The sequence below is a fragment of the Rhizobium sp. 10PS4 genome (genome assembly GCF_032464805.1).
GTDB classification, from domain to species: Bacteria; Pseudomonadota; Alphaproteobacteria; order Rhizobiales; family Rhizobiaceae; genus Rhizobium; species Rhizobium laguerreae.
This window is the reverse complement of sequence record NZ_JAWDIW010000013.1, coordinates 95,546-109,252: the sequence shown is the minus strand read 5'-3', so window position 1 is coordinate 109,252 and position 13,707 is coordinate 95,546. Positions and strand designations below refer to the sequence as shown.

Annotated in this window: 18 protein-coding genes and 2 pseudogenes; 10 read left to right on the top strand and 10 right to left on the bottom strand. The window is 58.5% G+C overall.

The window, feature by feature from the left end; translation table 11 throughout:
* Nucleotides 1-19 precede the first annotated feature (19 nt).
* From RWJ89_RS24160 to RWJ89_RS24145, 4 genes are all read right to left on the bottom strand, one after another.
* Nucleotides 20-1,921 (bottom strand): potassium transporter Kup, encoded by a 1,902-nt coding sequence (locus RWJ89_RS24160; protein ID WP_168255336.1) that lies wholly within the window; start codon nucleotides 1,919-1,921, stop codon nucleotides 20-22.
* Between the two features lie 487 nt (nucleotides 1,922-2,408).
* Entirely contained in the window at nucleotides 2,409-2,666 is a 258-nt protein-coding gene (locus tag RWJ89_RS24155) for a GlsB/YeaQ/YmgE family stress response membrane protein (protein ID WP_168326826.1), read from the bottom strand.
* 167 nt (nucleotides 2,667-2,833) lie between these two features.
* Nucleotides 2,834-3,052: a hypothetical protein gene (locus RWJ89_RS24150; protein ID WP_077975744.1), complete on the bottom strand. Its 219-nt coding sequence runs from the start codon at nucleotides 3,050-3,052 to the stop codon at nucleotides 2,834-2,836.
* Nucleotides 3,053-3,139: 87 nt separating this feature from the next.
* Nucleotides 3,140-3,313: a hypothetical protein gene (locus tag RWJ89_RS24145; RefSeq protein WP_316031558.1), complete on the bottom strand. Its 174-nt coding sequence runs from the start codon at nucleotides 3,311-3,313 to the stop codon at nucleotides 3,140-3,142.
* Between the two features lie 318 nt (nucleotides 3,314-3,631).
* Here RWJ89_RS24145 and RWJ89_RS24140 point away from each other — a divergent pair, with 318 nt between their 5' ends.
* The 5 genes and pseudogenes from RWJ89_RS24140 to RWJ89_RS24120 all read left to right on the top strand — a co-directional run.
* On the top strand, nucleotides 3,632-3,946 hold the full coding sequence (locus RWJ89_RS24140) for an EthD family reductase (RefSeq protein WP_168283662.1): 315 nt from the start codon (nucleotides 3,632-3,634) through the stop codon (nucleotides 3,944-3,946).
* A gap of 224 nt (nucleotides 3,947-4,170) precedes the next feature.
* Nucleotides 4,171-4,740 carry an SMI1/KNR4 family protein gene (locus tag RWJ89_RS24135; protein WP_316031557.1) on the top strand — a complete coding sequence of 190 codons (570 nt, stop codon included), beginning with the start codon at nucleotides 4,171-4,173 and terminating at the stop codon, nucleotides 4,738-4,740.
* 31 nt (nucleotides 4,741-4,771) lie between these two features.
* Nucleotides 4,772-4,993, top strand: coding sequence for a hypothetical protein (locus tag RWJ89_RS24130; RefSeq protein WP_316031556.1), 222 nt, complete (start codon nucleotides 4,772-4,774; stop codon nucleotides 4,991-4,993).
* A gap of 291 nt (nucleotides 4,994-5,284) precedes the next feature.
* Nucleotides 5,285-5,728: a hypothetical protein gene (locus RWJ89_RS24125; protein ID WP_312889043.1), complete on the top strand. Its 444-nt coding sequence runs from the start codon at nucleotides 5,285-5,287 to the stop codon at nucleotides 5,726-5,728.
* A gap of 28 nt (nucleotides 5,729-5,756) precedes the next feature.
* Nucleotides 5,757-5,870: pseudogene (locus RWJ89_RS24120) on the top strand (N-acetyltransferase); the annotation flags it as partial.
* Between the two features lie 206 nt (nucleotides 5,871-6,076).
* Here RWJ89_RS24120 and RWJ89_RS24115 read toward each other — a convergent pair.
* The 3 genes from RWJ89_RS24115 to RWJ89_RS24105 are packed head-to-tail and all read right to left on the bottom strand — an operon-like array spanning nucleotide 6,077 to nucleotide 7,405.
* A complete protein-coding gene (locus tag RWJ89_RS24115) occupies nucleotides 6,077-6,688 on the bottom strand; it encodes an ATP-dependent Clp protease proteolytic subunit (RefSeq protein ID WP_222060224.1) in 612 nt (203 codons plus the stop codon).
* 46 nt (nucleotides 6,689-6,734) lie between these two features.
* On the bottom strand, nucleotides 6,735-7,094 hold the full coding sequence (locus RWJ89_RS24110) for an SRPBCC family protein (RefSeq protein ID WP_316031555.1): 360 nt from the start codon (nucleotides 7,092-7,094) through the stop codon (nucleotides 6,735-6,737).
* Complete coding sequence (locus RWJ89_RS24105) at nucleotides 7,091-7,405, bottom strand: ArsR/SmtB family transcription factor (RefSeq protein WP_131666454.1); 315 nt, start codon at nucleotides 7,403-7,405, stop codon at nucleotides 7,091-7,093. Before RWJ89_RS24105 ends, RWJ89_RS24110 begins: the two co-directional genes overlap by 4 nt.
* Before the next feature lie 212 nt (nucleotides 7,406-7,617).
* Between RWJ89_RS24105 and RWJ89_RS24100 the strand changes: the two genes are divergently transcribed.
* Together RWJ89_RS24100 and RWJ89_RS24095 are read left to right on the top strand one after the other, a co-directional pair.
* The gene (locus tag RWJ89_RS24100) at nucleotides 7,618-8,052 is read left to right on the top strand and encodes a lipocalin-like domain-containing protein (protein WP_168283659.1); all 435 of its coding nucleotides are present in this window, start codon (nucleotides 7,618-7,620) and stop codon (nucleotides 8,050-8,052) included.
* A 278-nt stretch (nucleotides 8,053-8,330) separates the two neighbouring features.
* Entirely contained in the window at nucleotides 8,331-9,176 is an 846-nt protein-coding gene (locus RWJ89_RS24095) for a class I SAM-dependent methyltransferase (RefSeq protein ID WP_221947746.1), read from the top strand.
* A gap of 121 nt (nucleotides 9,177-9,297) precedes the next feature.
* Here the strand turns inward: RWJ89_RS24095 and RWJ89_RS24090 are convergent, their stop codons facing one another.
* A complete protein-coding gene (locus RWJ89_RS24090) occupies nucleotides 9,298-9,909 on the bottom strand; it encodes a TetR/AcrR family transcriptional regulator (RefSeq protein ID WP_206105942.1) in 612 nt (203 codons plus the stop codon).
* A gap of 135 nt (nucleotides 9,910-10,044) precedes the next feature.
* Between RWJ89_RS24090 and RWJ89_RS24085 the strand changes: the two genes are divergently transcribed.
* The 3 genes and pseudogenes from RWJ89_RS24085 (at nucleotide 10,045) to RWJ89_RS24075 (ending at nucleotide 11,704) form a co-directional block, all read left to right on the top strand.
* Nucleotides 10,045-10,434 carry a RidA family protein gene (locus RWJ89_RS24085; RefSeq protein WP_168260168.1) on the top strand — a complete coding sequence of 130 codons (390 nt, stop codon included), beginning with the start codon at nucleotides 10,045-10,047 and terminating at the stop codon, nucleotides 10,432-10,434.
* 337 nt (nucleotides 10,435-10,771) lie between these two features.
* Nucleotides 10,772-11,088, top strand: a pseudogene (locus RWJ89_RS24080) (PepSY domain-containing protein).
* A gap of 16 nt (nucleotides 11,089-11,104) precedes the next feature.
* A complete protein-coding gene (locus RWJ89_RS24075) occupies nucleotides 11,105-11,704 on the top strand; it encodes a hypothetical protein (RefSeq protein ID WP_131666457.1) in 600 nt (199 codons plus the stop codon).
* Nucleotides 11,705-11,820: 116 nt separating this feature from the next.
* Here the strand turns inward: RWJ89_RS24075 and RWJ89_RS24070 are convergent, their stop codons facing one another.
* Both RWJ89_RS24070 and RWJ89_RS24065 read right to left on the bottom strand, forming a co-directional pair.
* Nucleotides 11,821-12,684, bottom strand: coding sequence for a ferritin-like domain-containing protein (locus RWJ89_RS24070; protein WP_316031554.1), 864 nt, complete (start codon nucleotides 12,682-12,684; stop codon nucleotides 11,821-11,823).
* 158 nt (nucleotides 12,685-12,842) lie between these two features.
* Complete coding sequence (locus tag RWJ89_RS24065) at nucleotides 12,843-13,562, bottom strand: RNA polymerase sigma factor (RefSeq protein WP_221947743.1); 720 nt, start codon at nucleotides 13,560-13,562, stop codon at nucleotides 12,843-12,845.
* Between the last annotated feature and the right edge of the window lie 145 nt (nucleotides 13,563-13,707).

Genomic DNA, 13,707 nt, shown 5'->3' with positions numbered 1-13,707 from the left:
CTGCGCTTATCGGCAGCCGCTAGATGGTTGTCTGCAGCCCGAGTTCGACCACTCGCCCCGACGGCAGCCCGAAATAGTCTGTGGCATTGCTGGCATTCTGTGCAAGCGAGATGAACAGCCGGTCTTGCCAGAACGGCAGGCCGCCTTTCTTCGATGGCAGGATCGTTCGGCGGGAGAGGAAGAACGAGGTCGACATAATATCGAACTTCAAGCCTAGCTTGCGGGCGAGAACGAGCGCACGAGGGATGTTGGGCGTCTCCATGTAGCCGAACGTGATCACCAGCCGGCTGAAGTGGCGATTGAAGCTTTCGAGGAAGATTTTCTCATCGTCCGGGACGAAAGGCGTGGTCGAAGTCACGACGCTGAGAATGACGTTCTGCTCATGGAGCACCTTGTAGTGCTTCAGGCTATGGAGGAGTGCGGTTGGCGCGCCTTCGATGTCGCTTGTCAGAAACATCGCAGTCCCGGGCACCGTGGGTGGCTTCTTCCGGGCCAGGTTGTCAATGATCGCGGAAAGTGGGATTTCGTCGGCCTTGGTGCGGGCGGCAAGCAGCCGACGCCCCGCCGTCCATGTCTGCATGATGAGCGCCATCGTCGTCGCCACCGCAACGGGAACCCATCCTCCATCTGCGAACTTCGCGATGTTGGCGGCCAGAAACCCGGCGTCGATCAGTGTCATCGGCACGATGACGGCAAGAACCGTCGCCAGCTTCCAGCTCCAGATCCGCCGCATCACGATGAAGAGGAGGATCGAAGTGATGAACATTTCGCCTGTCACGGCGATGCCATAGGCGGCGGAAAGGCCGCTCGAGTTTTGGAAGAAGAGCACCAGAGCAGCCACGAAGATGAACAGCAGGTTATTCACCTGCGGCATGAAGATCTGTCCGGACTGAGTTTCGGAGGTGTGGAGGATGCGCAGGCGAGGAAGCAGGTTGAGGTGCATCGCCTGACGGACAAGGGAATAAGCGCCTGAGATCACGGCCTGGCTGGCGATGACCGTTGCCGCGGTGGCCAGACAGACCATAGGAATCCGCGCCCACTCCGGATGCATGCTGAAAAAGGGATGCTCAGCCATCTGCGGGTTCGCGAGCACGAACGCTCCCTGCCCGAAGTAGTTCAGAAGCAGACTGGGGAAGACGAGCGAAAACCACGCCGTGACGATCGGACGGCGTCCGAAATGTCCAAGGTCGACATAGAGGGCCTCCGCGCCAGTCACGGCAAGAAAGACGGCCCCAAGCACCGCGATGGCTGAGCCGATGTTGTTTGCGATATACCAGAGTGCGTGGACCGGATTGACTGCGCCCAACACCGACGGGTCGTCAAATATGTGGATCGCCCCGCTGACGCCAAGGACGATAAACCACAGAGCCGTTACGGGACCGAACACCGACGCCACGCCGCTCGTCCCGAACCGTTGGACGAAAAACAGCATGGCGATGATCGTGAGAGTGATCGGCACGACCCAGTTGGACAACGCCGGTGCGACCACCTCGATGCCCTCGACCGCAGACAGGACTGAGATCGCAGGCGTGATGATCGCATCACCGATGAACAGCGAGGCGCCGATCACGCCCAGGACAAGCACCCATTTGGGGCGTCCGGCCAGACCTTCGCGGGCGAGCGTCATGAGAGACAGCGTGCCGCCTTCGCCCCGGTTGTCTGCCTTCAAAACGAACGTTACGTACTTCAAGGTGACTACGATCGTGAGCGCCCAGACGATCAGTGACAGGATTCCAAGGATGTCCGCACGATGAGCTCCGGATCCGCCGGTGGCGTGGAGAGCCTCTCTGAATGCATAAAGCGGGCTAGTTCCGATGTCGCCATAGACGACGCCCAGGGTAGCGAGAACGAGCGAGGGCAGTCCTCGCCGGCTCTGGTGTTCCAGTTCCGGATCCGCTGATCGCAGCTTTTCATCGGTCAAATGGGCTGTCCTGTTGTAGGCACGGTGTATGCTGGAAGCTGCCACCGGCTTGTTCTGATGGCAACGCGAAAACTTATGCCAAGCGATTGCATCCACCTTCCGAAAAAGGTCGTGAGGGCATCATCACAGGCTGCCCACAGTGTTAAGGCTCATTGGACATTGAGAATCGCCTTACAGAATTGATCCGTGATTTTGCCGGGCGGTTACTGACGAGTATATTCGCGAACACGTATCTTTGGCGGAACATGATGAATGTGCTGTCGCGCTGGAGAATCGATGCACCTGAATGAAGATGCCGAGCGTGCCGAGCTTGTCCAATGAACATCCTATCGCGGAATTTCTATCCGGTGTGTTGCGAATAGCCGCCCGTTTATCCGCTATCTCGATCGCAATATCCAGATGTCGCCGCGACCGCGTCATGCCGAGTTGAAAACGCCGTTATCGGGATGCCGAAGGCGGCCGGTTTGCGAAGCCGCCTTCTGTTTGGTCAGGCCGTGCGCCTGACCATTCTCGCAACAGCGATGAGGATGCAGGCTCCGATGAAGCCCGCGATTAGATAACCCAGCCATCCGCCAAGGACGACGCCGAAGAGCGACAGGATAAAGTTGGCGACGATGGCGCCGACAATACCGAGAACGATGTTCATCAGCACGCCCATGTTGCTCTTCATCAGCAATTCGGCGAGCCAGCCGGCAATGCCGCCGATGATGATGGCGGCAATCCAGCCGATACCTGCACTTTCCATAACAATTCCCCCTTGTGAATGATGAGTGGGCGGCGCGGGCAATCACGTCCCGCAGATGCGGCTAAACCGATTGCCAGGCGACAAGACTGTAAATCTTCGCCGCGCCAGTTGGTTCCATAAGCCCCCGCCCCAAAGCGCTCGCGTGCCCCTCCCCGATCGGCTTCAGCTCACTTGTCGGCCGCCGGCCAATCGTTCGCAGGCTCCTCTATCACGGCAGCGTCGTCCTCCGCAGGATCGGGATCGCGCTCGAGGGCTGCGCGCAGATTGACGATCTCCTTGATGATCGTATCGAAGACGTCCTGCTGCCTGGCCCCGGCCACAACGCAGTCGTCGACGAGCTGCTCCAGCTTAGCGCGAAGCCCGGCCTGCCAATTATTCTTGCTCATGACCTCCTCCTCCTCTGATCGATCCACACGGTGCATGGTCGCTCGCCTGTTCCACCGCCTTTTATGGGCGGGCGGCGGTTTCCGCGCTCAGGAGACAGTGATCGATGTGTGGCCCTGGTTGACGGTTTGATCCTCGCCAATCCTGTTGTCCGGGATGAGATCGCGGCGAACGGGTAAGGTGCTCGCCTGGCATTTCGTTGCCCGCACCGAGAAATCGGAAAAACCGGTGCGTTCACCATCTCCGTCACGTCCGATTGGCACGTCGCGACCTCGGCGGATTAACCGATAGCCGCGGCAACGGTTCCGCCCGGCCTGGACTCTTTGCGTCCGTGATCACCACCGCTTCGAAAAGCACAGCGAAAACTACCTTGCTCTCGTCAAACTCGCTTCGGCCAGAAATCCGGTTGCGGCTTGACGAGTCGGTGCGCTAGAGCAATTCCAGGAAAAGTGCGAAGCGGTTTTCCGTCCGGAATTGCGTAAAAACAAAAGTCTAGAGCGGTCCTGCGCTTCCGTTAATAGCTGAACCGCTCTAGAAAGCCCTTCGGACGCTCGGAGAGGCGTTCAGGCAGGAGGCCGACCATGATCAAGATGAGCGTCTATTATCCGGCCGATGGCGGCTCGAAGTTCGATCACGACTATTACCGCACCCGCCACATGCCACTGATCCAGGAACGGCTCGGTGATGCCTGCCTGCGCTACGAGATCGAAAAGGGCCTTGCGGGTCGCGAACCTGGAAGCGCGCCGAAGTTCGTCGCGGCGTGCCACGTCTACTCGCCGACCCTGGAGACATTCCAGGAGGCGTTCGGTCCCCACCGCGCGGAGATCGTCGCAGACGTCGCCAATTATACGGACATCTCGCCAATCGTGCAGATCAGCGAAATCGTTGGAGGCTAGGGGCTTCGGCGCGTCAGGCGTAGCCGTTGAACTTTCTGGGATCGGCGTAGTGCTGGCGCACCTGAAGGCCAGATGAGCAACCGCAAGGGGGCCTGGATCGTGCTCGACGTGTTGCCCATATCAGTCGAGATCCTGGCGCGGCAGGGCTAAGGATTTCAGCAACGGACCGCCGCCATAGAGGCAGCGTCAGGCTTCTTGGGTAGGCAGTGGACAAGGAGTAGACAATGAGCATAGCGATGTATGATGACGCAATCCGCAGCCTTCGAGACAACGGGATCGCGGTTCTTGGGACCAAGAGCGCGACTGAAGACGACTTGAATCAGATCGAGACCCGGCTCGGCGTGACGCTGCCGGTCTCGTATAAGAAGATGCTGTCCGAACATGGCGCGCTCGAATTCGACACGATCGAGATTTACGGTTGGCTCTCCCAGGGCATCGACGCGAAATTCATCACTAATGTTGTGTATGCCACGGAACGAGAGCGCGCCGATGGTCGGATCAGCGAGACGATGATCCCGTTTCTGGCGGCGGGTTATGGTCCCTTCTATGTGATGGATTGCGCCGAGATGAATACGGACGGCGAAGCGCCTGTCTACGAGGTGTCCACCGGCGGATACACAAACGGTAAGGACAAGCTTGCGGACAGCTTTGGCGAGTTCCTGCGCACCGAAGTGCGGCGCACTCTGGAGGCGCGTGCCCAGGGTGGCCTGGAATTCGGTGAAGACGAGGATTCACCGCCCTCACGTGAATTCATCAGCGAATATTGGAAGGATCGGGCAAAGGACTTCGAGTAGGTCCAACACCCCAGCTGGGGGAGATGCATCGATGGCAAATGTGCTCGCAGCCTTTCGCAAGGCCAAGACCCCGATATGCAAGGCCGGCATTTATTTCGAGCCCGAGACTATGCCAAGGCAATTGGCTAAACACCGCGGCTTCCCGGTCCAGCTGGGCATATTTCCCGCTGTGCGCGCGGCGGATTTGCGCCATTACCGGTCTTCATGTTCATCTTCCCTGACAGGGCGATGGGGCATTCTATTTGCCGATTAGTTGTGGCATTTATTCACCTCGCCAGGAGGCGAGATACGCAAGTGTGAGCAGATACTGTGATTCGAGTATTAGCGACACAAGCAGCTATCCGCTCGCCCTTATGATCTTTTCGCAACTATTGTTTGACCTTCGCTCCACCTCGTCTTTTTCGGCATCCGCGAACGTCAAGATGAACATTGAGAGATGAACTTGCTGCCTATCTTAAGGTGCTTGCGGGCGCTTCGCGGTTTCACGGTCACCGGTTTAGGGATGGTATTGTGCTTCCCGCTCGCAGGATGCTCATATCATTTTATGAGCGGCGTTGAGGGAAGCTACACCGCCACGGGTACTCCGCTTCTCGGGATGGTTTCTTCAAATGACGAACAGGCAGGGGGCACGCTTGAAATCGGCTCGGCCGAGAAGCAACAATGCAAAGGTTGGTACAGCCTATCGCAGTTGAAAACAAATCGATGGAAGCTAGAGACCGAGCGAACTTATCGAGGCCAGATCTACTGCCTGGACGGTCGAGCAGGAGAGTTTGACCTCATATCGGCGGATAAGGGAAGGACGGGTTCGTTCATCGGTGAGGTCAACGGCGAGGCATTTCAAGTCAATCTGATAGAGCCGAAGAATAGCAAGTGTGAGACGGACGAATGCAGATGGGGTTTGAAGTGGACTTACGAATACCCAGACAGAAACACAAAGACGTATCAAAAGGTTGCGGCTGAACATAAGACGGACTCAACGGACCGATGATCAAAGCGACAACATTCGCTAACTTTGGTGTGTTGAGTTTGGCTCTGACGTGCTGCTTGAGAATTCAGGCAGCCATGCGCTCCATACCGATTTAGGATTTGAGGAGACACAGCGCGTCGTGTTCTTCCGAAAGCCACTGTAGGCCGGCGTTGCCCTTCCACTCGGCTTTAACGACTTAGTGCGCGAAAGCCGACCGTCTGGTTGCCACCCCATTTCAGCCCTTCCTTATGCGCCAGATAGCGTGATCAGTAAGCCGCCAAACAGGGTGAGCGTTTATAGGTCTTTCCTGAAGCGTTCGAGGAGTTTCGCCGCAAAACTCTGTCGCAAAAGTTGGAATTTCAGGACAAGCTATAGGCTGTCCGTGTCTTCCCGAACCTTTAGAATACGGTCGATAAGGCCCCATTCCAATGCTTCTTCCGCCGTCATGAAGCGGTCGCGATCCATCCCGCGCTCAAAGTCTTCATAGGGGCGTCCGCAATGCTCCGCGTAGAGCCGCGTCATGCGCTGCTTGGTCTTCAGAATTTCTTCGGCATGAATCAGCATGTCGGAAGCCTGGCCTTGGAAGCCACCGGATGGCTGGTGAATGAGGATACTGGCATTGGGCAAAGCCGCTCTTCCGCCGGCCTCGCCTGCCATCAGCAGGAACGATCCCATGGAACGGGCTGTGCCCATGCAAAGCGTATGAACCGGCGCGCGGATAAAGCGCATGGTGTCGTACATGGCGAAGCCGCTTGTCACGACGCCGCCCGGAGAATTGATGTAGAGATTGATCGGCTTGTTTGGATTCTCGGCCTCGAGGAACAGTAACTGCGCGCAGACCAGAGCGGAAACGGTATCGTTGACCTCGCCGTTGAGGAAGATGATGCGTTCGCGCAAAAGGCGGGAGTAAATGTCAAAAGACCGCTCCCCTCGGCTGGATTGTTCTATGACCATAGGGACGAGTTGCATCGCTTCGCGCATCGGCGAACTCCAATCTTCCAGAATTTAAAGGGGAGAGCCTGCCGCGTCAGGCGGCGAGCATGAGGGGCGGACTGTTGCTGTTCGCGGCCGTTTCCGCCGTCCGGTCAAGCCTCGCGTCGGTGAGCTCGTGGATAATGCGCAGGCGGGTGCCGCCGGTCGCGTTCGGGACGATCGTGAACGTCACCGTGCTTTCAAGGAAAGGTGGAGCGTCGTCGCGCAGGCTATAACGGACTTCCTCGCCAGGTGTGATCGTGGCCGGTTCGGGATCGGCCAGAGCGTCTTTCGGCAACCAGTTTTCCCGAAATTCCCGGATGCTGATTGCCCGCCAGACCTTTTGCGGCGGTTCATCCAGATCGAATTCCAGTTCGATGCCGCCTTTCTGCTCCTTGGCCTTTCCATCGTTCATTGATCCATATCCTTCAGCAAGACCTTGAGAGCTTCGATGCGGGCAGGCCAGTAGGCGCGATATTTCGCCAACCATTGTGCGATGAGAGCCAGCCCCTCCGGATCGACTTCGTAATTGACGAACCGCCCCTGCCGTTCTTCCCTCACGAGCCCTGCGCTCCGCAAAACCGAGAGGTGTTGCGACATTGCCGGCTGGCTGATCTCCATGCCCTCGCGCAGGGCACTGGCGTTCATGCCGCCCGCCGCCAGCTTCTCGAAGATCGCCCGGCGGGTTGGGTCAGCCAAGGCGCGGAAAATGTCATTCTCGATCATGCCAACACATAAGCACACACTTATGCGATTCGCAAGTCTGTTTCGCGATGGCTTTGGTGTTTTCGGAATAGTTCCGCGCTGGCGGTTTTGCTACGAAAGCCCTTATTGAAGATTTCGCAATCCGGCAGCGGTCTTTCCCAGCTATGCTCAGCGAGAAAAACAATGCCGTTCGGTCCGAACTACGGCAAACGACGGTGAACTGGAGGTACCCGATGCACGCTAAAGATTTGGTTGGTATCTGGATCATCGAGTCCTTTCACATGGAGGACTGCGCAACGGGCAAGCGAACGCAGCCTTGGGGCGAGCGCCCGTCTGGAGCGGTAACGTTTAATCCCGAAGGCCGCATGTTCGCCCTGATCACGCCGGATGGTCGGTCAGACCCAAAGACGGAAGCCGATGAGGCCGTGGCTTTCCGTTCGATGCTCGCCTACTCAGGCCAATATAGGGTGGAGCCGCCCAACCGCCTCGTTACAACCGTCGATATCGCTTGGTTTGAGCCTTGGGTCGGAAGCGAGCAAGTCAGATACTGCAACTTATCTGGCGACAGCCTGACGCTCACAAGTGCACCTCTGAATATGCCTCAACAGAATGCTTTGATGTTCGCTGTGGTGACTTGGAGGCGTGAAGTGGCATCACAATGCGACTGATTTTCGCGCCGTCGATAGTTGAGCGCGAATAAAGCGGCATCATGGAGCAAGTGTCACACTACTCCTTTGGAGTGCGCATATGGGGCGCATGCGATGAACTCTTTGATAATGGGTCCGAGCGACAGTTGACAGTCCCGGCTAATCGGTATTTCTAGCAATAGGCTAGCGTAGCAGCGCGAACATGCTTCTAATTCGACTGACGCGCAAGGCAGACTGACCTGCGCCACAAAGCCACGTTTCTTTAAATTTATTGTTGCGAACTCGGACCGGCCAGGCAGATGAGCAATATTTCAAATTTACAACAGGTCACATCGGTTGGCCATAAGCTCAGCGCCGGAGGGCACCTCGACGTTCACTACCAGGCACTGAAGGACGAGTATGATGCCACTCTCCGTGCCGCCGGCATCCGACCTGGCTGGTCAGTGCTTGATGCGGGTGCAGGCAATGGGGTCTTCCTCCCATTGATGGCGGAACTGTTGGGGGTCGAGGGGCATATCTATGCTCTAGATCTGGCACAGGAAAATGTTGAGGCAATCGAACGCTTGATTGCAAGCCAGCAGCCTGCCTGTCCGATTGGCGTGCGAACCGGTGACATCCTCGCGCTGCCGTATGAAGCGGGCGCCTTCGATGCGGTTTGGAGCGCGAACGTCATCCAGTACCTGAGCGATGAGGAGCTCACCCAAGCGATCGGGGAGTTCTGCCGCGTCGTAAAACCAGGCGGACTTATTGCCGTGAAGGAGGTTGACATCTCGGTTTGGCAGTATCAGCCGCAGGATCCCAAACTGATGTGGCGTCTGCTCGATGCGCTGTCCGATGACGTGCAGATGTCCGGCGCCATGAGAGGAACTCGCGTGTCAGCCTGGTTTCGCGCGGCGGGCCTAAAGAACGTCTCTGCCATTACAACGCTGGCAGAGCGCCGTCAGCCACTCAGGCCGGTGGAACGCGAATACATCCGAAACAATCTGGAATTCTTGTCTGGACTTGCCCAAACGTGCGATTTAACGGAAGCGGACCATCACCAATGGAAGGCGATCGGCGAAGAGCCGGAGCGTCTGATTTCCGATCCCGGCTTCTGCTATCGCGAAATGTGGGTCCTCAGCTTGGGTGTCGTTTCGACGGGCTGAGCCAAATTTCGCTGATGGCGATTTGGGCGTGTCACTCGCACCCATTTATGTCAGCGTCAGAACGAATTCTTCTGTCATCCCAGGGGCCTCGGGCCCGTAAGCTTGGCAACCAGCTCCCAGATCACAAACGCTCCGCCAGCAGACCGGCCGCCAAGGCCTGAAAAGCCTCGACCGCCTTTGGCATCACGCTCTGCGGATCGTCGCTCGCGGCGATCCAGAGAGCGGCATTGAGAGCTGCGCCGCTCAGCAACCGGGCCGCCGCCTCTGGGTCGAGCGGCTTGAGGATGCCTTGGGAGATCAGGCGCTCAACCGTGCTCCTGGTCACCTGCAGGCAATTGTTCTGGCTCGGCCACTGCGAGGGATCGCCCAGCACAGCAGGTCCGTCGAGCAGGACGATACGCTGGACTTCCGGATTGAACGCCATCTCGATATAGGCCGCACCTTCGGCGAGCAGGCCCTGCCAATCGTCCCCTGCGCGCGCCCCGATCTCCTGAGCGCGCACCGCCATCTCCGTGTCGATCTGATCGACGACCGCCGCCAGCAGCCCGCGCTTGTCGCCGAAATTGTGGTAGAGCGCGCCCCTCGTCAGACCGGCGTCGGCGGTCAATTCGTCCATCGATGCTGCGGAGTACCCCTTTTCCGCAAAGGTCCTGCGCGCCGCTGCGATCAGCTTGGCGCGGTTTTCCTGCATCGTTTCGCTGCGTTTCCTTGCCATCCGATTCCTCAATTTCATATACAAAGCGTATATGGACTTGACATACGATGCGTATCTCATACATTCCACATACGAACCGTATATCAAATGGCGCGAGATGTGAAGCGATACGTCGCGCTCAACGGTCGTTGTCAACAATGAAGAGAGATCAGAATGACAAAACGCGAAGCAATCTTTCCGGCCGACAGGCACGCTCTTTACGAGAAGCACGGCTATTCCGCCGCGATCCGATCCGGTGATCTGCTGTTTGTATCCGGACAGGTCGGCAGCCGTTCGGACGGAACGCCGGAACCCGACTTCGAAAGCCAGGTGCGGCTCGCCTTTGAAAACCTGAAGGCGACGCTGAGCGCCGCCGGCGCAACGCTGGATGACATCGTTGACGTCACCAGCTTCCACACCGACCCCGAAAACCAGTTCGGCACGATCATGGCGGTCAAGCAGGAGATGTTCAGCAAGCCGCCCTACCCCAACTGGACCGCCATCGGCGTCAACTGGCTGGCCGGCTTCGACTTCGAGATCAAGGTCATCGCCCGTATTCCGTGAAGTCACTGACATTGCCGGGGCCGCATCCGTCACCGCACGACCTGCCGGCAGGAGAGCGGCCCCGCGCTCCCCCTCTTGGATATGACAAAAACACAACTCTAGGAGTTATAGGATGGGCCTACACCGAGGCCCTTCCTCAAGGCGCCCGTGGGATCGTCGGTTACCCCACACCGTTACTTTCTGCTTACATTGCCCCGGCGCCGCAGAGAATAACCCGCAGCGCGCCACTTTCCCATATATTTAGAAAAATCAACTACATAATCTCGCGGAACAAAGATCTCTCCTGCGTGTTCTGACCGCATGGATCTCATCTGATCCGGAAATGGAAGAAACGCATATGAAGAAGATCGTCTTCGCGGCGGCAATTCTGGGCGCGTCTGCCATTGCAGCCTTTGCCCAAACCACACCGGCTCCATCCAAGGATGGAAATACACCTGCGGTTGCAACCCCGGACACCAAAAATCCGACCGCGCCCGTTGAGGGCGCCAACAGCTTTACCGAAACTCAGGCTAAGGATCGCATTGCGGAAGCGGGTTACACCGACGTCAAGGATCTCAAGCTCGACGACAAGGGGATCTGGATGGCCTCGGCATGAAGGACGGGAAAGCCGTCTCCGTTGCTCTCGATTATCAGGGCAACATCGTCGCCAAGTAACCCAAGGAGAAGCATGATGAGAACTGTAACCGGACTTTTCGACGACCACTCGGACGCTCGCTCCGCCGTCACCAAATTGGAAGCGGCAGGCATTGCCTCAAACGACATCAGTATCGTCTCCAACAAGGCTGGCCGCGTCCATCGCGACTCTGACGTTGGCAAGGATGCCGCGACCGGCGCCGTCATCGGCGCTGCCGTCGGTGGCGCCGGCGGCCTGCTCACCGGACTGGGCCTGATGGCCATTCCCGGTGTCGGGCCGGTGGTTGCCGAAGGCTGGCTGGCCGTGACTGCGGCCGGGGCTGTCGCCGGCGCCGTCACCGGCGGTGCGGTTGGTGGCCTGATCGGCGCCCTCACCGACTCCGGCGTTTCGGAAGACGATGCCCACCTCTATGCCGAAGGTGTCCGCCGCGGCGGCAGCCTGGTCACGGCCAAGGTCGACGACGCCCGCGCCTCCGAGGCGCAGGCTATTCTCCAGGGGTCAAACTGCGTCGATCCGGTCGAACGTCGGCGTGCCTATAAGGAGCAGGGCTGGACCCACTTCGACGACACGCTCGATCCATACGCCCCCGAGCAGATCGCACAGGAGCGCGACCGGTATCCGCGGACAGGCATTTAATCGAGTTCAACCGTCCTTGCACGTCGCAAGGAGGGTTGAAGCGTTGATCTCACGCAGAGCGGCGGATACCAATCCGCTCAGTTTCCGCTGGCCAATCGTCACTCGTCGCAACTGGCTCAGGTGGTCTTGAGCGTGCCGTTCATCCCTTCCGGATAAAAGCCGCCCTTGCTCACTCCGTCCTTGTCGGTGAGGTAGACGATCCGGAGCACCTCCTGCGGTGTTCTGGTGAACGCGATCGCATCGGGCGTCGAGGGAACGATGTTGGCTTTTCCGTCCCCCTGGATCCCCTGGTCCTTATCGTCTGATCCGTCGATTTTGTCTCGGGCATCGGAGACCGCGTTGGCGGCCTTCCAGGCTTCCTCTCCCTTTCGGTATAGCGTCGATCGCGCCATTCCCATGTGATAGGCCTCGACCGCCAGGATGCCTGCGGCAGCGGCGAGGAAGTCCTTGTTTTTCAGAATTGTCGCCGCACCGGCATAGGCGGTGACGCCGACATCCTCGAACACCATCCCGCCGAGAACGAAGTTCGTCTCGTTGCCGAAAGGGTCGAAGTCCGGCCCGAGGCCCGCCGCTTCCGCGACGGCTTTGAAGCCCGCACCGAAATCGATGGCCGGCCTGTCAACCGCGTTGGTTCCAAGCGTCTTGCGGTAGAAGCGGACGTGCGCGAGTTCGTTTTCCGCGACTTCCTGCATGAATTTGCCGATGGCGGGCGTCTCGAACGAGACTTGCTTTCCACCAACGACGTCGCCGGATTTCGAACCGGCATCGGCTGCGTCGATGCCCATTCCGGTGGTGCCGCGGAGGTAGTATTCAGCCTCCATATATTCGAGGTTGAGCGCAAAGCGGAAAATGTCCTCGTCCGTTATGTCCTGTGCCAATACCGGCGAAGGCCGCGCAATTCCGCTGAGTGCCGCTCCGGCACCGAGTACGATAAGTCCCTGAAGCGACTGACGCCGGGATAGGTCAAGTGGGGCCTGCATGGCGGTCTCCTATGTTTGTTGATTCAGCACCGCTGTCAGCACCGCGGCACCGAATGCGTTTGCCTGACGATTAGATGATCCGGGCCGCCAAAATATTCCCGTGTCCCACTACAAAGGTCCTGCGAAAGGAGCTGCCGTAATCTCGGCGTGGACGGCGTCTAGAGCTCAGTCGCCGCGTTCAACAGATGCGTATCCTCTCGAACCAAGCGAATTGCGAGCCGATCGAGGACTGATTGCGCGAGGCGGTCACAACGAGCGCCAGCGAAGAGAAACGTATCCGTGAACACGGTGGCGAGCTGGTCCCGCAGCGCCTCGCGGAGCAGCCGGCGTGCACGATAAAGACGGGTGCTCACTGTCTGAGGTCGCAATGCCAAAAGAAAAGCCGTTTCCTCAATGCTCATTTCCTCGACGTCCCGCATGACAAAGACGATGCGAAAGGGCTCCGGCAAGTCACCGACGGCTCGCTCCAGCAGGCCGCGGATTTCAGCGAGAGCGGCCGCCTCTTCGGGATCAGGCTTGTGCGCGCTGAATGGAGCGACCATGCCTTCGATGGCTTTCGCGTCTACGGTGGGTCGCCTTTTCCGGCGGCGTCCCAGCGCCTCGTTCAGCGCGATCCGGGTGAGCCAGGTCGACAGCCGCGCCTCCGCGCGGAATTCGGCCAGATGGGTGAAGGCGTGGATATAGGTCTCCTGAAGTACGTCCTCCGCCTCGATGTCGTCATTCAGGACGGCGCGGGCGACCCTGTGAAGCCGCAGATTGTGACGCTTGATGATTAGCCAGAATGCGGCGGGGTCAAGCTGTCGCGCGTGTTCAACCAGCCCCGCGTCGTCAAGGTCCTCGATCCTCACCGCCTCGGTGGATCCGCTCGGCTTCATCATAGGCGCTCCAGATGCATCAGCTTACTATGAGATAAGCGTTTTCCGGCTTTTCGGTCCGCGGCCAGGTGGAGACTCGAGACTCTACCGGACCAGAGGTCTGCTGACCAAGTAAATCGGACTTGTTGCGGAGCGGTTCTATGTTCCG